Genomic DNA, 15,972 nt, shown 5'->3' on the forward strand with positions numbered 1-15,972 from the left:
CCGGGCGGGTGGAACGCGCATTAACGAGCGTACGGGTGACCCGGAACGCCACAAGGAGAGCAATCATGAAGGCGCTGCGCATCATGGGTTACTACTTCGCGCTGCTGGTGATGATTTTGCCGTGGCGCGCGCAGGCGGCGGATGCGGATGATTTCGTGACGGCAAATCGCAGCCAGCAGGCGCGACTGCTCGAGCAGTGGGCCGCCGCTCCGCAGGCCCAGCGTCTGCCGCTGCTGCGCGCCTTAGCGGCGGAAACGCTGCAGGTTGATAGCAGCGGCCACGCCTTCAGCAACCAGCAGGCGCTGGGCGCGGCGGCGGAACCTTCAGGCACCCCCAAACCGGTGCGGCTCACCAACCGCCTGCGCAACCTGGCCGCCGGCGCGCTGGCCACGCACCTGCTGGTGAGTGACAGTGTCACTGAAAGGGCGGCGGCGGTGAAGATCCTCCAGCGGGAAGCTACCCCCGAAATGAGCGGTCTGCTGCAGCAGCGGCTGGCGGCAGAAACGGATGACGGAATCAAAACGCAGCTGGAGATGGCGCTGGCTCGCCTTCAGCTGAGCAGCCCTGCCAGAGAGCTGCGGCTGGCGGCAGTTGAGCGGCTGGGCCACTCCTCCGACCCCGAAACGCAGGCGCTGCTGATGCCCTTTACCGATGCGCAGCATGAGCCTGATGCCGGCGTACGCAGCGCGGCGGCCGATAGCCTGAGCCAGATTAAGCAGCGGCTGCTGCTCGGGGAAATTCTCGGCCAGGCCTTTATGGGGCTGTCGCTCGGTTCGGTGCTGCTGCTGGCGGCGCTGGGGCTGGCCATCACCTACGGGCTGCTGGGGGTCATCAATATGGCCCACGGCGAAATGTTGATGATAGGGGCCTACAGCTGCTGGCTGGTGCAGCAGGCTTTGTCCCAGTTCGCCCCGCAGTGGCTGGCGCTCTATCCGCTGATTGCGCTGCCGGTGGCCTTTCTGGTCACCGCCGGGATCGGCATGGCGCTGGAGCGTACCATTATTCGTCATCTCTATGGGCGCCCGCTGGAAACGCTGCTGGCGACCTGGGGGATCAGCCTGATGCTCATTCAGCTGACGCGGATGCTGTTTGGCGCGCAAAACGTCGAGGTGGCGAACCCGGCGTGGCTCTCCGGCGGCATGCAGGTGCTGCCCAACCTGATCCTGCCGTGGAACCGGCTGGCGGTGCTTGGCTTTGTGATCCTCGTTCTGTTCTTTACCTGGCTGATTCTGAATAAAACCCGTCTGGGCATGAACGTGCGGGCGGTGACGCAGAACCGGGCCATGGCCGCCTGCTGCGGCGTGCCGACCGGCCGGGTCGATATGCTGGCGTTTGGCCTCGGCTCCGGGATCGCGGGCTTAGGCGGCGTCGCGCTGTCGCAGCTCGGCAACGTCGGGCCGGAGCTCGGTCAGGGCTACATCATCGACTCGTTTCTGGTGGTGGTGCTGGGCGGCGTCGGTCAGCTGGCGGGAAGCGTGGTGGCGGCGTTTGGCCTCGGGATCTTTAACAAAATCCTCGAGCCGCAGCTGGGCGCGGTGCTGGGCAAAATTCTGATCCTGGTGCTGATTATTTTGTTTATCCAGAAACGCCCGCAGGGGCTGTTCGCGTTAAAAGGCAGGGTGATTGACTGATGAGCCAACCGATGACCTTACGACTTGCGCGCAACGCGCCGCGGCCGCTGCGGTGGTTTGGGGCGCTGGTGATAATCGCGCTGCTGAGCATGCCGTTTCTGGCGCTGCTGCCTCAGTCGCATCCGCTGGCGGTGCCGACCTGGCTGCTGACCCTGACCGGCAAGATCCTCTGCTACGCCGTCGTTGCGGTGGCGCTGGACCTGGTGTGGGGCTATGCCGGCATGCTGTCGCTGGGCCACGGCATCTTCTTTGCGCTGGGCGGCTATGCGATGGGCATGTATCTGATGCGTCAGGCGGCCGGCGACGGTCTGCCGGCGTTTATGTCCTTCCTGTCGTGGACCGAGCTGCCGTGGTTCTGGTGGGGAACCCAGCACTTTGCCTGGGCGATGCTGCTGGTGGTGCTGGTTCCCGGGCTGCTGGCGCTGGTGTTCGGCTGGTTTGCCTTTCGCTCCAAAATCAAAGGGGTCTACTTCTCGATAATGACCCAGGCGCTGACCTACGCCGGCATGCTGCTCTTTTTCCGCAACGAGACCGGCTTCGGCGGCAACAACGGTTTTACCGGTTTCACCACGCTGCTCGGCTTTTCCGTCACCGCGACCGGCACCCGCGCGGCGCTGTTTATGGCGACGGTACTGCTGCTGCTGTTAACGCTGTGGATAGGCTTTCGCCTGGCGACCAGCAAGTTCGGCCGCATTCTGACGGCGGTGCGTGACGCCGAAAACCGGCTGATGTTCTGCGGCTACGACCCGCGCGGCTTTAAGCTGCTGGTGTGGACGCTCTCCGCCGTGCTGTGCGGGCTGGCGGGGGCGCTGTATGTCCCGCAGGTGGGGATTATTAACCCTGGCGAAATGTCGCCCACCAACTCGATTGAGGCTGCCATCTGGGTGGCGCTCGGCGGCCGCGGAACCTTAGTCGGCCCGGTGCTGGGCGCGGGGCTGGTCAACGGCGCGAAAAGCTACTTTACGATGGCGATCCCGGAGTACTGGCAGCTGTTTCTTGGACTGATTTTTATCATCGTCACGCTCTTTTTACCGCGTGGGGTGATTGGCCTGCTGCGTAAAGGAGATCGCTGATGCAACCGGATGACGGCCTGTTTACCCGCCAGCTGCCGACGGATCGCTTTCGCGAGCAAACCGACCCGGTGCTGCAGCTGGAAAAGATTAACGTCAACTTCGACGGCTTCCAGGCGCTAACCGACCTCTCGCTGCAGATTGGCGTGGGCGAGCTGCGCTGTATTATCGGGCCCAACGGCGCCGGAAAAACTACCCTGATGGACGTGATTACCGGCAAAACCCGGCCGCAGAGCGGCAGGGCGCTGTACGATCAGTCCATCGACCTGATGTCCCTTGACCCGATCGCCATTGCCCGCCAGGGGATCGGGCGCAAGTTTCAAAAGCCGACGGTCTTTGAAGCGCTGACGGTGGCTGAAAATCTCGAGCTGGCGCTGAAAAGCGATAAATCGGTCTGGGCCAGCCTGCGCGCGCGGCTGAGCGGGGAGCAGGAGGATCGCATCAGCGAGACCCTGCGCCTGCTGCGCCTCGATGGCGAGCGCGGGCGGCAGGCGGGGCTGCTGTCGCACGGGCAGAAGCAGTTCCTTGAAATTGGCATGCTGCTGGTGCAGGAGCCGCACCTGCTACTGCTGGATGAGCCCGCCGCCGGCATGACCGATGCCGAAACCGAGTACACCGCCGAGCTGTTCCGCACCCTCGCCGGAGAGCACTCCCTGATGGTGGTTGAACACGATATGGGATTCGTTGAAACGATTGCCGACCGGGTAACCGTGCTGCATCAGGGGCAGGTGCTGGCGGAAGGCTCGCTGCGCGAGGTGCAGGCCAACGAACAGGTGATTGACGTTTATCTTGGACGCTAAGGAGCGCCGATGCTGCAGGTTAACCAGTTACATCAATACTACGGCGGCAGCCATATTCTGCGCGGCGTCGATTTTGCCGCCCGGCCGGGGGAGATTACCTGCCTGCTGGGGCGCAACGGCGTCGGAAAAACCACGCTGCTGAAGTGCCTGATGGGGCTGGTCCCGGCGCGCAGCGGCGAGGTGAAATGGCAGGATAAGACCATCACGGCGCGTAAGCCCCACCAGCGCGTACAGGCCGGGATCGCCTATGTCCCGCAGGGGCGAGAGATCTTTCCCCGCCTTACCGTTGAGGAGAACCTGCTGATGGGCCTGTCGCGCTTTTCCGCCCGCGATGCGCGGCAGGTTCCGGAGGAGATCTATCAGCTGTTTCCGGTGTTAAAAACGATGAAGCAGCGGCGCGGGGGCGATCTCTCCGGCGGTCAGCAGCAGCAGCTGGCGATTGGTCGGGCGCTGGCCAGCCGGCCGCAGCTGCTGATCCTCGACGAGCCAACGGAGGGCATTCAGCCCTCGGTGATTAAGGAGATCGGCGAAGTTATCCGCCAGCTGGCGAACCGCGGTGATATGGCGATCCTGCTGGTTGAGCAGTTCTATGATTTTGCCGCAGCTCTTGCCGACCACTACCTGGTGATGTCGCGAGGGACAATTATTCAGCAGGGAAAGGGCGCGGATATGGAAGCCGAGGGCGTGCGCGGAATGGTGGCTATCTAAGCCGCAATAACCGTTCAGCGCGGCGCCTGACGTCGCGCTGAACGGAGTCTACTTACGTAATAATCGCTGCAGCCGGGCCTGGCGCCAGCTGCGGGTCATTCCGCCGAAGACAAACAGCCTGGCCGCTCTCATCAGCAGCAGCGCGCCCCAGATGGCGGCGACCCACGCCGACCAGTAGTTTTCGGGGCCGGTGACCCGGTTGAGTACCGCCAGCAGGACGCAAACCACCACCGCTACCGACAGCGAGCGAAAGAAGCGGCTCTCCTGATGGACCCGCTCTTTGGCTTCCTCAATGCGTAAATCGAGCGACTCTTCGTGACCGACGGGGGCGTCGTCGCTCAGACAGGCCACGTTAACCTCAAATACGGCGGCGAGGGCGCTGAGCGTTTCCAGGCTCGGGCGATCGCCGTTTTCGATGCGCTGAATGGTGCGCACGCTGACGCCGGCCAGTTCGGCCAGCTGCTCCTGAGACCATGCGCGCTGCAGACGTAACTGTTTAACCTGATTAATGCTGTTCATCATATCTATCTCCGGGTGAAACCTGAGATGCAGCGTGATGGTTTCCGCCGTCGGCCGCCACGATCCTCTCCCGACAGTAACCCGACACCGACCCGACAGCCCATGACGCCGCGTATAAAGCGCTGAAAGCCGCGTCATTACTGGTGGTTCGAGGTGTTTGTATGTATAAAAAAACAGCATTTATTCAGCAAAATCCTCTCTATATACATCAATGAGTTAGGGGGCAGTTTCACCCCACGTGTCATGATGTCATAGTCCAAACTTCGCCTGATAGTTGAGCATGATAACAAGAGGCAATTCTGTTAGTCAGTTTAGCGTTTTAAAAAGACAATGTTTTCTGTAACAAGCTGATACTTAAGGAATATTAAATACAATTAACTTCTGAGTGGGTACTCCTGAAATACCACTATTTAACTATTTTTTAAAGTTACACAATTCTGACTTCCATTTTGCCATAAAATAGTTGTATAAATATGACATTCTAAAATTATGTTTCTCTTCCAATAAAGATAAAGACTGGATTAAGATGAAAGATTTTAATTTAAATAAATGGATTGATGAAAGTTTGCCTAAATTTGAGTTATTAGGAAAACATATTGCCTTTATAATTGAGAATCTTTTGCAACAAAACAAAATTGATTATCTTTCAGTTAGTTACAGGACAAAGGCTAAAGAGGGAATTATTGAAAAGGTTGGGCGTAAAAATTACACAAATCCTTGTGAACAATTGACTGATGTTTCAGGTGTAAGAGTTATTCTCTATCTTGAATCGGATATAGTTAGAGTAAGTGAAATATTAAATTCTACATTTAATATTGATAATAAAAATAGCATGAGCAATGAAAGTAGGCTTTCATCGGACAAAGTTGGATATAGGTCAGTGCATTATGTCTGTGATATTGGTGAAAAAAGAAATTTATTAAAAGAGTATGAGTATGTATCTGGAATAAAATGTGAGATTCAAGTTAGAACAATGTTGCAGCACGCTTGGGCTGAATTAACACATGATAGGAACTATAAACTTGGTGCTAATTTGCCTCTGAAAATACAAAGAAAAATAAATCTATTTTCGGGAATGCTTGAAATAGCAGATCAAGGTTTTTCAGAAATAGTTAACTCCATCGAAGAATATGAAGAATCCTTGTCTAAAGAAGATTTAAATCAATCTCTTTCTCATGATATTAATTCTATAACTCTTGATATGTTTGTTCGAAATACAAGTGATAAAATTGGCTTGATTTTAAAACCTGTAAAGGATTGGGGGGGGGAGATAACAAGGGATGTTATCAATGAGCTTAAGTTTTGTGGTTTTAATGATTTGAATTCGATAGCTAAGGTAATACCTGGAAACTATGCTGAAGTTGCAAGTGAATATTTTCCTCAGAATAATATTTATGGATTTTTACGTGATTTAATGCTTATTAATGATTTTGAAATTTTAAGGCAAAAGCCAGATCTAAACTGGCATGTGGTTGGCGAACAAGAAGGTGAATCCGGGGATAAAATGCGTGGTTTTTATTCAAATTTTATGTCTCCTGAGAAAGCGTCTTTATTGGTCTCTTCTTTTTCTAAAACTTGATAGTATAGCTAAAAATACGATTTTTTTGGATTTTTAGCGAGTTTAAAGTTAGTCGTTACACCATATTATCCAACACCTAGTTATTCATTTAGACTTATAGTGGATATGGTGGGTAGCGGTATTCTCTTTTTCTTGGTCTCGCTGCCATGGTTAACCTTCATTTATTAGTTGGCGAACCGTATGATTAACGACTGAGTCGACTCCCCATGTTTCTGATTCGGTTGGTTCCGGATATGACAAACTATCAGTGGTATACCGGTTACGCAGAAGTCATTAATTTATTGATTATAAAGTGTTGGCAGGAAGAAAACTATGCAGAGTCAGAATTGATAAAAGTGACGCGTTAACGTCGACATAGCCTTCTACAAACACTAGAAGGCTTATTATTTTGATGCAAAGTAATGCCCTGTTTCGTATTTGTACTTGTACACCGTTGCTCTGTGGTTTTTTTGACCAGAGCAATAAGGCTGTAGGTATATTTTATTTTTCACAAGCTTTATAAATATGCGCGAAAATTTTTATTTTCATTTCACCATGCAATTAATAGTGATTGTGAATTATAGTAATAGAAATCGTTGGAGTGCTTATTATGAATAGGCGTCAAATTATTTTCTTTTTCTGTATATTCTGTACATCTGGTTGCTATTACAAAACATCGCAAGTTCCTGCTGTAGATAAAGCGTTTTTAAATAATTATCCTTCTGTTATAGATGCGCATGGTACAATTAAAGATAAAGAGTTTACAGCTGCGTGGAGAGACTTCCTTGAAGCCAGCGCAAGGTGTAGGGTGATTCACAATAATTATGAAATAAAATCTAATAATGCTGAGCAAACGAAACTATTGCTTGGGACAACTGGCGGTATTGCTGGAATTACTGGTTCTACACTTATAGCTGCTGGTTCCAGTACCGTTGTCGGCGGTATTGCCGCAGGGATGGCTGGTGTTATTAGTATGGTTTTGGGTAACTCAGAGAAAGGTCCACTAAGTACAACTTATTTTGTTAAGCAAAAGGAAAGTATAGCTCATCAAATTCAACAGGCTGCTGATAGTGCTAAAAGTGCGAAAGAACCTAAAGATGTTTATATGATTGCTTCTAATTTATCTGCATCTTGTTTGGCAGCAGAGAGTTTAGAAGGCGAAAAGTGACCGCCAATTAATCTATAGGGTGATTTTATGGTGCAGTTATCAGAGCATTTTTATAAATATGAGTTTGCATGTAATGATGGGTGTGGCGAGGACTTTGACGTACCACAAGAGTTAATTGACATATTGGAAATTTCTCGGGGTTATTTCAAACAGCCAATTTATATTAATTCAGGATTTAGATGTGTTAAACATAATATTGAAGTTAAAGGCGCACCTAATTCTTTTCATTTAAAGGCATGGGCTGCTGATATTGTTATAAATAACGTGAGTGTAGATGAGGTCTACAATTATTTCGATAATCAATATCCTGATAAATATGGTGTCATTAAATATAAAGACTTCGTTCATGTGGATATAAGAGACTATAAGTACCACAAGAAATTAGTTTGAAGTATGGTGAGTAGGGGGTGTTTTCTCCAAAAAAATGGGGCTGGTCGATGAAGCCGACCCTCTCACGTGAACTGGCACTGGATGCGCTGATGATGGCGGTCTGGCGACGTAAACCGGACGCGAGGTTGTTGTGCACTCAGACCAAGGCAGCGACGACTGGCAGCGCTTCTGTCGGGCCAATAACCTGGCACCCAGTATGAGCCGGCGTGGCAACTGCTGGGATACTCATTCTAATATACTTTTAAATACCGGATCGGACTGACCCGTGCTGGGATTGGCTGAACTGCTTTTGTGTTGACCTGTCGTCCGATTCTGGTATTTCCCGGGCATAACCGGGCCCGGTGTTTGTGACTCTCCTCTTTGGCTCCTCGTATGAAAAACAAGCATAAAAAAACCAGCCTTAAAAGGCTGGTTTCTCAGTGATTTTTGGTCGGCACGAGAGGATTTGAACCTCCGACCCCTGACACACCATGATGGTGGGCTTCAAGCGCTGGCCACCGGATAACCTTTTTGCCGGGGAGGATTGTTCATGCCGCGGAAAATCATCAGCCACGCGGCGATAATCGCCACCATCAGCACCACAAACAGCGACCAGTGCGGCATATGGGTTAGAATCGCCCCGGTGATCATTGGATTAAACGCGGCGCCAAGCCAGCCTAACGACTGGGCGGAAAAATAGCTGGCCTTCATGCCCGCCGGCGCAATGTTGTCGATCAGCATATATTCTCCTGGCGCATAGATAACCTCGCCAAGAGTAAAAATCGCCGCCGACACGCCCCACAGCAGCAGGCTGCTGCCGGAAAGAATAAACCCGCCCAGCCCGATGACAAAGCATAGCGTACCGAAGGTCATCAGCGGGCGGATATTGCGCGCGTTCAGCCTGCGCCCGACGGCGTACTGCAGCGCCACCACCACCGCGGCGTTCACCGGCAGAACGACCGCTACCACTTTCTCGGCAAAGTCGCTGTCGGCGACCACTAGCACGTACTGGGAAATGCAGGAGGCGAAAGAGCCGCCGACAAACGACGCCAGCAGCCCGGAGAGCGTAAACCACATTAGCGCCCGATCGCGCAGCAGCACCGAGGGCGACCACGGGCTGGCGCTATCCGCCGCGATCGCCGCCGCTGTCCGCTGGACGAAGAGCTGGATAAACACCAGCGGAAACGCGGCGCAGGCCGCGGCCAGCCAGAACGGCAGGTTAATGCTGTGCATCACCAGCAGGGTGCCGAGCGGGGGCCCGACGGTCCAGCCGATATTGAGGAAGGTATAGTTGAGCGAGAAGATCCGCGCCTTCTTTTCCGGCGTCAGCACGTCGGCAAACCACGCCTTTAGCACGGTGGAGAAGACGGAATAGGCGCAGTTGATCAGGGCGAAGAAAAAGACCACCAGCGGAACGCTGTTTACCAGCGGGATCGCCACAAACCCGCAGATAAAGGCGGTCACGGCTACCAGCATATAGCGCTTTTTATCGAACTTATCGGCCAGAATGCCGAACCCCATGCTGAACACCACCCCGACCGTCAGGGCGATAGACATGGCATAGCCGATTTTATCCACCTCCAGCTGATACTGGCGGGTAAGAAAGATGGTCATAAAAGGGAGCGTCGCGCCGCGTCCGATGGTGAGCAGCAGCGATGAAGCCAGCAGCGCTATCGTTGAGCGCCTGAGGGTCGGTTTCATTTTTTCCTTGCCTGATAAATGTTATTTTTTTGTGGTGCTATTCACAAATAACATGGTCTTTCAGGCTTGTATAGCATTCCCCTATGTCGGAAGGGGCATTACGACCCTGCTAAAAATAATGATCTATCCGGATGACGTTTTTTTCGTTACTTTGATTTCATTGATAAAAATTAGCGTAGTAACCGAGGCGGGGTATGACACGTAAAGACGGGCTGCTGGCACTGCTGGTGGTGGTCGTTTGGGGGCTTAATTTTGTGGTGATTAAGCTCGGGCTTCACAATATGCCGCCGCTGATGCTGGCGGGGCTGCGTTTTTTACTCGTCGCCTTCCCGGCGCTGCTGTTCGTGGCGCGGCCCAAAATTCCCCTGCACCTGCTGCTGGGCTACGGCCTGACGATAAGTTTTGGGCAGTTCGCCTTTCTGTTCTGCGCCATCGGCCTCGGCATGCCCGCCGGGCTGGCGTCGCTGGTGCTGCAGGCGCAGGCGTTCTTCACCATTATTCTCGGGGTGTTTACCTTCGGTGAACGCCTGCAGGGCAAGCAGCTGGCCGGCATCGCGCTGGCGATTTTCGGCGTGCTGGTGCTGGTAGAGGCGAGCCTCGGCGCCCAGCATGTGCCGGTGGTCGGGTTTATGCTGACCCTGGCGGCGGCGCTGAGCTGGGCCTGCGGGAACATCTTCAATAAGAAAATCATGTCGAGGCAGGAGAAGCCGCAGATCATGTCGCTGGTGGTGTGGAGCGCGCTGATCCCGGTGCTGCCGTTTATGCTGGCCTCATACCTGCTTGATGGCCCGCAAAAAATGGTCGCCAGCCTGGTGCAGATCGATCTGCTGACCGTGCTTTCGCTGCTCTATCTGGCGTTTATCGCCACGATTGTCGGCTACGGGATTTGGGGTTCGCTGCTCGGGCGCTACGAGACCTGGCGGGTGGCGCCGCTCTCGCTGCTGGTGCCGGTGGTCGGGATGGCCAGCGCCGCGCTGCTGCTTGGCGAAACCCTGAGCGGGCTGCAGCTTACCGGGGCGGTGCTGATTATGGCCGGGCTCTATATTAACGTCTTTGGCCTGCGGCGGGTTCGCGTCGGCGCTGCGCGGGGATAAAAAAAAGCCCCGAATGTCGGGGCTATAAAACCGGAGTCGTGCGGTTAGTTGTAGTAGGGCACGCCTAGCTCATCTGACTTGTCGCTACCGGCAGCCATATGATTGAAATCAAACGGCGAATCGTTATGTTCGGAAGGCATTATCATCGCATCGCGGTGGTTATGGCGAACCGGAGTCGTGGTTTGCTCCGCATAGCTCTGGCCTGACGCCAGGGCTACCAGCACAAGGGCGGCGGAAGCGAATAGTTTCATGATTTCCTCAATACGTCTTTTTGCAGGCGATTAACAACAGTTGTTCAGTGGCATTAGATAGCGGGATTCACCCGGCATATTTGTCATGCGATATTTATGCGGCGGAACGTCGAAATAGTTTTTAAAGGTTCGGGTCAGCGTTTGCTGTGATTCAAATCCGTAGCGCTCCGCCAGGTAGAGAATCGGCTCGTTGCTCTGCTTGAGCTTCTGGGCGATCTCGGTCAGCTTGCGGCTGCGGATGTACTGGCCTAAGGAGTGACCGGTCTCTTTCTTGAACATTCTTTGCAGGTGCCATTTAGAGTAACCTGAGCGCTCAGACACTTTCTCCAGCGACAGCGGCGATTCCAGGTTATCTTCGATCCACGACAAAATACTATGGATAGTGATGGCGTCGTTATTGCGTCTGGACATCATCTTACCTCTTCTTATTACGGCAGGACTTTCTTGAGTAAATACTCAAGGGTGACCACTTCATCCGCCGACAGATTTTTTGTTAACTCCTGGTGCAATTTCTGACCCACAACCTGATGACATTGCTCACATAGCGCCGCGCCGTCTGGCGTTAGCTGCACCAGCACGCCGCGTTTGTCAGTGGGGTTGGGTAACCGTTCAATCCAGCCTTTACAGACCAGGCGATCGAGCATGCGCGTCATTGCGCCTGGGTCGACCGAGAGCACGGTTTTCAGCTCAACGGGGGTAATGCATACTTCGCAACGAATGGAACAGAGCACCCGGAACTGGGTGGAAGTGATATCCATCGGAGAGAGGTACTCGTTGAGCAGGCGATCTTTTTTCTGGTTAACCATCTGGATCAAGCGACCGAGGGGGATCATTTCGTTAAACAGGTCACTTGTGCTTTTCACAATGGTTGCCCAGGCAATTATTTAATTGCTGTGGATATTATTGCCTAGGCAACCATAAGTCAACCTGATGAATTTGCGGATGACACAATTTGCTAAAGCACGCCTGCGCAGGCGCTGCGAGGAAAATATCAGCGCTGGTATGATACCGACGACCAACGTTATACTCAGAGCGTAAAATTTTTAATTGTTTAATATTAACAGGGGCTTAATTAATCATGATGGAACTTTTTAAAGCGATAAGTCTGGGGCTGGTGGTGATTTTGCCGCTGGCAAACCCGCTCACGACCGTCGCATTGTTCCTCGGGCTGGCGGGCAACATGAACAACGCCGAGCGTAACCGACAATCGCTGATGGCCTCGGTATATGTCTTTATCATTCTGGCGGTGGCGTGGTATGCCGGCCAGGTGGTGATGAATACCTTCGGTATCTCAATCCCCGGTCTGCGTATCGCCGGCGGGCTAATCGTGGCCTTTATTGGTTTCCGGATGCTGTTTCCGCAGCAGAAGGCTCATCACTCCATGGAAGCCAAAATGAAATCGGAAGAGCTGCAGGACGAGCCGACGGCCAATATCGCCTTCGTGCCGCTGGCGATGCCGAGTACGGCGGGTCCCGGGACCATTGCGATGATCATCAGCTCGGCGTCGACGGTGAAACACGGCGTTGAGTTTCCGGAATGGGTGGTGCTGGCGGCGCCGCCAATCACCTTTGCGCTGGTGGCGCTGATTCTGTGGGCCAGCCTGCGCAGCTCCGGGGCGATTATGCGCATGGTCGGGAAGGGCGGCATCGAGGCGATCTCCCGCCTGATGGGCTTCCTGCTGGTGTGCATGGGCGTGCAGTTTATTATTAACGGGGTGCTGGAAATCATTACCACCTACCATGCCTGACGGGTGAACAGCCGATAAAAAAAGCCGGACAGCGCTGCGCTATCCGGCTTTTTTATTGCCGCTATCAGGAGTGGTGGGGCTGCTCTTCCAGCGACACCGGCCAGCGGCGGAAAATCATTACCGCCCAGACCAGTGCGACCAGCGCCGGAATGGCTCCGACGTAGCCGATAGAGGCCATCGACAGATGGGTGCTCACCTGGCTACCGACCAGCGCGCCGGCGCCGATACCGATATTAAAGATCCCCGAGAACAGCGACATCGCAACGTCGGTAGCGTCCGGGGCCAGCGCCAGCACCTTAACCTGCATGCCGAGGCCGATAATCATAATCGCCACGCCCCAGAAGATGCTCAGCAGCATCAGGTGGTTGGCGTTTTGCGATGCCGGCAGCAGCAGCAGCAGACAGGCCAGCAGCAGGCCAATCGCCATATTAATCAGCCCCGAAGCGTGCTTATTGCCCATCTTGCCGAACAGCACGCTGCCGATAATCCCCGCGCCGCCGAGCACCAGCAGCAGTACGGTGGCAAAATTACCGCTCATCCCGGCCACCGTCTGCACGAACGGCTCAATGTAGCTGTACGCGGTGTAGTGCGCCGTCACCACGATAGCGGTCAGCAGATAGATGCTGAGCAGCGCCGGGCGGCGAAACAGCAGCGGCAGGCTTTTCAGCGAGCCGGAGTGCTCGCTTGGCAGCTTCGGCAGCAGCTTGTAGAGACACACCAGCGTCACCATCGCGCCAAGGCCGATGACCAGGAAGGTGGTACGCCAGCCGAAATATTGACCAACGATGCGGCCGATGGGAATACCAAAGACCATCGCCAGCGCGGTGCCGGTGGCGATCAGGCTCAGCGCCTGGGCGCGTTTTCCCGGCGGCGCCATGCGGATCGCCAGCGCCGAGGTAATGGACCAGAACACCGCGTGGGCGAAGGCGATACCGATACGGCTGATCACCAGCACGTTAAAGCTCCACGCAAAAAACGACAGCACGTGGCTGGCAATAAACAGAATAAACAGGCCGATCAGCAGTCGGCGGCGCTCCATCTGGCTGGTGAGCAGCATAAACGGCAGCGACATCAGGGCCACAACCCATGCGTAAATAGTCAGCATCATGCCGACCTGAGCGGTTTCCATCCCAAAGCTGCCGGCAATATCGGACAGCAGGCCGACCGGCGCGAATTCGGTGGTATTAAAGATAAAAGCGGCGATCGCCAGCGTGACTACCCGAAGCCACGCGACCCTGCGTGAAACCGTGTTTGTAATCATAGGTTTTGAACTAGTGCTTAGAGGAAGAAGAGGAGACGATCTTAAAACGATTGCTGCTGAAAATACAACCATTTTGTGATCTGCGTCTCATTATTCCGCCGCGGAGATAAAAGGGCTAACAGATTAATTTCTCTATAGATAGTGTACGAATCCCGCTTTTATGTCATGTTGAAGATAAGTAAAAAAAAAGGACTACAGCGATGCAGGAAATTGATTTTTATCTGGTAGATGCTTTCAGCGATCGTAACTTTGGCGGTAACGCCGCGGCGGTATGCCCGCTCACCGAGTGGCTGCCTGACGAGACGCTGCTGAAAATGGCCCAGCAGCATAATCAGTCGGAGACCGCCTTCTTCGTGCGTACCGATGAAGGCTATGAGCTGCGCTGGTTCACCACGCAGTATGAGATAAACCTGTGCGGCCACGCGACGCTGGCGGCCTCGCACGTTATTTTTGAATACCTTGACCATCCGTCCGCGACGATCGCGTTCAGCACCCGTTTTGTCGGCGAGCTGCGGGTGACGCGCAACGGCGACTGGCTGACCCTCGACTTCCCGGCGTGGTCGACGACGGAAGTTGCCAACCCCCCCGCCGAGCTGTTGGCCGGGTTGGGAATTAGCCACGCGCTGGACGTGCGGGTCGGGCGTGACTATCTGGTGGTGCTGGCGGATCGTCAGCAGGTTGAGGCCGTCCGTCCGGACATGCACCAGCTCCAGCGGCTCGGCAAGATGGTCTGCATCAGCGCGGCGGACGAGGAGTACGACTTCGTCAGCCGTTTCTTCTGTCCCGGCGAGGGCGTCGCCGAAGATCCGGTCACCGGCTCGGCTCACAGCATGCTGATCCCTTACTGGGGCGAGAGGCTTGGCAAAACGCAGATGCAGGCGCGTCAGGTATCGGCCCGCGGCGGAGATCTGCGCTGCCAGTGGCAGGGCGAGCGGGTGCTGATCGGCGGCCAGGCGGTCACCTACCTGATTGGCAAAATTGGCCTGCGCTAGCGTAATCTCGCGAAAGAGGCTGCCATGTCTCATGGCGGCTGGCCTGGCTCCGCGCTGTCGGACGCCAGGCCATATCTTATTCGAGGCGGGCGATATTAGCTTTAATCACCGCCACCGAATGCAGGAACTTCTCGCTTTCCTCCGGCGCCAGCTGCAATTCTATAATCTGCTGCACGCCGTTTTGCGCCAGCACGGCCGGTACGCCGACCGCCGCGCCGCGAATGCCGTACTCGCCATCGAGAATGCAGGAGATGGCCAGCGCGCGGTGGCTACCGGTAAAGATATTGCGGCAAATCTCGGCGATGGTTCCGGCGACGCCATATTCGGTGCAGCCTTTACCGGCATAGATCTCAAACCCGAGTTTGCGCACCCGGTCGGCGATTTGCTGACGGTCCAGCGCCTTACCGGTATGTTTTTGGTAAACCTCGGCAATCGGCGAGCCGTACACCGACGAGTGGGACCACACCGGAAACTGGGTATCGCCATGTTCGCCGAGAATAAAAGCATCGATACTCTGGGCGCCAATATCCAGCGCCTGTGCCAGAACCCGGCGCAGGCGGGTGGTATCCAGCCAGACGCCGGTACCGATCACCTGGCCGCGCGGCAGGCCGGAAAGCTGCCACACCTGCCAGGTAATAATATCGCAGGGGTTGGTGGCAATCAGGAAGATACCGTTGAAACCGTTGGCCATCATACGCGGGACAATGCCGCGGACGATTTTCGCCGTACGGGTCAGCTCGTCCAGCCGACTCTCTCCCTCTTTCAGCGCGCCGCCGGAGACGGTGATCACCGCGATATCCACATCGGCGCAGTCGCTGGCATCGCGTACTGAAATGGCCATCATTCCCGGCATATAGGCGGCGGCGTCGCTAAGGTCCTGCGCGTGCGCCTGGGCCCGCGTTTTATCGAGATCGACGAGGATCAGCTCTTCGCAGATATTCTGGTTTAATAATGCATAGGCCGCCGAGGTGCCGACGTTGCCTGCGCCGATGATCATCACCTTGCGCGCTTTGCTATTCATGGTCCGTTCCTGATATCAACCGTCATGGCATAAAATTACTGCGGCTCAATTGGTTAGCGCAAGAGGATGCCGGAGGTATAAG

Annotated in this window: 17 protein-coding genes and 2 pseudogenes; 12 read left to right on the forward strand and 7 right to left on the reverse strand. The window is 54.7% G+C overall.

Annotated features, from left to right (window positions below):
- The first annotated feature begins 65 nt into the window (after positions 1-65).
- From urtB to urtE, 4 genes are read left to right on the forward strand one after another with little or no spacing between them, the layout of a single operon-like run.
- The gene (urtB, locus tag MMW58_RS14255; protein ID WP_241723648.1) at positions 66-1,631 is read left to right on the forward strand and encodes an urea ABC transporter permease subunit UrtB; all 1,566 of its coding nucleotides are present in this window, start codon (positions 66-68) and stop codon (positions 1,629-1,631) included.
- The gene (urtC, locus tag MMW58_RS14260; protein WP_241723649.1) at positions 1,631-2,704 is read left to right on the forward strand and encodes an urea ABC transporter permease subunit UrtC; all 1,074 of its coding nucleotides are present in this window, start codon (positions 1,631-1,633) and stop codon (positions 2,702-2,704) included. Before urtB ends, urtC begins: the two co-directional genes overlap by 1 nt.
- On the forward strand, positions 2,704-3,501 hold the full coding sequence (urtD, locus tag MMW58_RS14265; protein WP_041145644.1) for an urea ABC transporter ATP-binding protein UrtD: 798 nt from the start codon (positions 2,704-2,706) through the stop codon (positions 3,499-3,501). Before urtC ends, urtD begins: the two co-directional genes overlap by 1 nt.
- Before the next feature lie 9 nt (positions 3,502-3,510).
- Entirely contained in the window at positions 3,511-4,209 is a 699-nt protein-coding gene (urtE, locus tag MMW58_RS14270; RefSeq protein ID WP_241723650.1) for an urea ABC transporter ATP-binding subunit UrtE, read from the forward strand.
- Positions 4,210-4,257: 48 nt separating this feature from the next.
- Here the strand turns inward: urtE and MMW58_RS14275 are convergent, their stop codons facing one another.
- Positions 4,258-4,728 (reverse strand): helix-turn-helix domain-containing protein, encoded by a 471-nt coding sequence (locus tag MMW58_RS14275; protein WP_241723727.1) that lies wholly within the window; start codon positions 4,726-4,728, stop codon positions 4,258-4,260.
- Positions 4,729-5,254: 526 nt separating this feature from the next.
- On the opposite strand from MMW58_RS14275, the gene MMW58_RS14280 reads away from it, so the two are divergent.
- The 5 genes and pseudogenes from MMW58_RS14280 to MMW58_RS14300 form a co-directional block, all read left to right on the forward strand.
- Positions 5,255-6,307: a GTP pyrophosphokinase gene (locus MMW58_RS14280; protein ID WP_241723651.1), complete on the forward strand. Its 1,053-nt coding sequence runs from the start codon at positions 5,255-5,257 to the stop codon at positions 6,305-6,307.
- Between the two features lie 188 nt (positions 6,308-6,495).
- Positions 6,496-6,654: pseudogene (locus MMW58_RS14285) on the forward strand (antitermination protein); the annotation flags it as partial.
- A 242-nt stretch (positions 6,655-6,896) separates the two neighbouring features.
- Positions 6,897-7,454, forward strand: a complete 558-nt coding sequence (locus MMW58_RS14290; protein WP_241723652.1) for a hypothetical protein — start codon at positions 6,897-6,899, stop codon at positions 7,452-7,454.
- Between the two features lie 27 nt (positions 7,455-7,481).
- Positions 7,482-7,844, forward strand: a complete 363-nt coding sequence (locus MMW58_RS14295; protein WP_241723653.1) for a D-Ala-D-Ala carboxypeptidase family metallohydrolase — start codon at positions 7,482-7,484, stop codon at positions 7,842-7,844.
- 35 nt (positions 7,845-7,879) lie between these two features.
- Positions 7,880-8,067 (forward strand): annotated as a pseudogene (locus MMW58_RS14300) (DDE-type integrase/transposase/recombinase); the annotation flags it as partial.
- A gap of 260 nt (positions 8,068-8,327) precedes the next feature.
- On the opposite strand, the gene ydeE reads toward MMW58_RS14300, so the two are convergent.
- Positions 8,328-9,524, reverse strand: a complete 1,197-nt coding sequence (gene ydeE / locus MMW58_RS14305; RefSeq protein ID WP_241723654.1) for an efflux MFS transporter YdeE — start codon at positions 9,522-9,524, stop codon at positions 8,328-8,330.
- A gap of 194 nt (positions 9,525-9,718) precedes the next feature.
- Here ydeE and eamA point away from each other — a divergent pair, with 194 nt between their 5' ends.
- Positions 9,719-10,618 (forward strand): O-acetylserine/cysteine exporter, encoded by a 900-nt coding sequence (gene eamA, locus MMW58_RS14310; RefSeq protein WP_133599694.1) that lies wholly within the window; start codon positions 9,719-9,721, stop codon positions 10,616-10,618.
- Positions 10,619-10,662: 44 nt separating this feature from the next.
- Here the strand turns inward: eamA and marB are convergent, their stop codons facing one another.
- Genes marB through marR form a run of 3 tightly spaced genes read right to left on the reverse strand, consistent with a single transcriptional unit; the run spans position 10,663 to position 11,732 of the window.
- Positions 10,663-10,869 (reverse strand): multiple antibiotic resistance protein MarB, encoded by a 207-nt coding sequence (marB, locus tag MMW58_RS14315; RefSeq protein ID WP_045858245.1) that lies wholly within the window; start codon positions 10,867-10,869, stop codon positions 10,663-10,665.
- A gap of 30 nt (positions 10,870-10,899) precedes the next feature.
- Positions 10,900-11,280, reverse strand: a complete 381-nt coding sequence (gene marA, locus MMW58_RS14320) for an MDR efflux pump AcrAB transcriptional activator MarA (protein WP_004862191.1) — start codon at positions 11,278-11,280, stop codon at positions 10,900-10,902.
- A 17-nt stretch (positions 11,281-11,297) separates the two neighbouring features.
- Positions 11,298-11,732, reverse strand: coding sequence for a multiple antibiotic resistance transcriptional regulator MarR (gene marR / locus MMW58_RS14325; protein WP_041145638.1), 435 nt, complete (start codon positions 11,730-11,732; stop codon positions 11,298-11,300).
- 215 nt (positions 11,733-11,947) lie between these two features.
- Between marR and MMW58_RS14330 the strand changes: the two genes are divergently transcribed.
- A complete protein-coding gene (locus MMW58_RS14330; protein ID WP_133599695.1) occupies positions 11,948-12,616 on the forward strand; it encodes a MarC family NAAT transporter in 669 nt (222 codons plus the stop codon).
- A gap of 64 nt (positions 12,617-12,680) precedes the next feature.
- Here MMW58_RS14330 and MMW58_RS14335 read toward each other — a convergent pair whose 3' ends face one another.
- Positions 12,681-13,877 (reverse strand): sugar transporter, encoded by a 1,197-nt coding sequence (locus MMW58_RS14335; RefSeq protein ID WP_159236900.1) that lies wholly within the window; start codon positions 13,875-13,877, stop codon positions 12,681-12,683.
- A gap of 200 nt (positions 13,878-14,077) precedes the next feature.
- Between MMW58_RS14335 and MMW58_RS14340 the strand changes: the two genes are divergently transcribed.
- Complete coding sequence (locus MMW58_RS14340; RefSeq protein WP_133599696.1) at positions 14,078-14,869, forward strand: PhzF family phenazine biosynthesis protein; 792 nt, start codon at positions 14,078-14,080, stop codon at positions 14,867-14,869.
- Positions 14,870-14,945: 76 nt separating this feature from the next.
- On the opposite strand, the gene MMW58_RS14345 is transcribed toward MMW58_RS14340, so the two are convergent.
- Positions 14,946-15,890, reverse strand: coding sequence for an L-lactate dehydrogenase (locus tag MMW58_RS14345; protein ID WP_241723655.1), 945 nt, complete (start codon positions 15,888-15,890; stop codon positions 14,946-14,948).
- Positions 15,891-15,972: the final 82 nt, after the last annotated feature.

Source organism: Klebsiella sp. HC6, from assembly GCF_022605325.1.
GTDB lineage: Bacteria > Pseudomonadota > Gammaproteobacteria > Enterobacterales > Enterobacteriaceae > Klebsiella > Klebsiella terrigena.

What these genes read in the sequence shown, in the direction of transcription:
- urtB (WP_241723648.1), top strand. Translation starts at nt 66, where the DNA reads ATGAAGGCGCTGCGCATCATGGGTTACTACTTCGCGCTGCTGGTGATG.
- urtC (WP_241723649.1), top strand. Translation starts at nt 1,631, where the DNA reads ATGAGCCAACCGATGACCTTACGACTTGCGCGCAACGCGCCGCGGCCG.
- urtD (WP_041145644.1), top strand. Translation starts at nt 2,704, where the DNA reads ATGCAACCGGATGACGGCCTGTTTACCCGCCAGCTGCCGACGGATCGC.
- urtE (WP_241723650.1), top strand. Translation starts at nt 3,511, where the DNA reads ATGCTGCAGGTTAACCAGTTACATCAATACTACGGCGGCAGCCATATT.
- MMW58_RS14275 (WP_241723727.1), bottom strand. Translation starts at nt 4,728, where the DNA reads ATGAACAGCATTAATCAGGTTAAACAGTTACGTCTGCAGCGCGCATGG.
- MMW58_RS14280 (WP_241723651.1), top strand. Translation starts at nt 5,255, where the DNA reads ATGAAAGATTTTAATTTAAATAAATGGATTGATGAAAGTTTGCCTAAA.
- MMW58_RS14290 (WP_241723652.1), top strand. Translation starts at nt 6,897, where the DNA reads ATGAATAGGCGTCAAATTATTTTCTTTTTCTGTATATTCTGTACATCT.
- MMW58_RS14295 (WP_241723653.1), top strand. Translation starts at nt 7,482, where the DNA reads ATGGTGCAGTTATCAGAGCATTTTTATAAATATGAGTTTGCATGTAAT.
- ydeE (WP_241723654.1), bottom strand. Translation starts at nt 9,524, where the DNA reads ATGAAACCGACCCTCAGGCGCTCAACGATAGCGCTGCTGGCTTCATCG.
- eamA (WP_133599694.1), top strand. Translation starts at nt 9,719, where the DNA reads ATGACACGTAAAGACGGGCTGCTGGCACTGCTGGTGGTGGTCGTTTGG.
- marB (WP_045858245.1), bottom strand. Translation starts at nt 10,869, where the DNA reads ATGAAACTATTCGCTTCCGCCGCCCTTGTGCTGGTAGCCCTGGCGTCA.
- marA (WP_004862191.1), bottom strand. Translation starts at nt 11,280, where the DNA reads ATGTCCAGACGCAATAACGACGCCATCACTATCCATAGTATTTTGTCG.
- MMW58_RS14330 (WP_133599695.1), top strand. Translation starts at nt 11,948, where the DNA reads ATGATGGAACTTTTTAAAGCGATAAGTCTGGGGCTGGTGGTGATTTTG.
- MMW58_RS14335 (WP_159236900.1), bottom strand. Translation starts at nt 13,877, where the DNA reads ATGATTACAAACACGGTTTCACGCAGGGTCGCGTGGCTTCGGGTAGTC.
- MMW58_RS14340 (WP_133599696.1), top strand. Translation starts at nt 14,078, where the DNA reads ATGCAGGAAATTGATTTTTATCTGGTAGATGCTTTCAGCGATCGTAAC.
- MMW58_RS14345 (WP_241723655.1), bottom strand. Translation starts at nt 15,890, where the DNA reads ATGAATAGCAAAGCGCGCAAGGTGATGATCATCGGCGCAGGCAACGTC.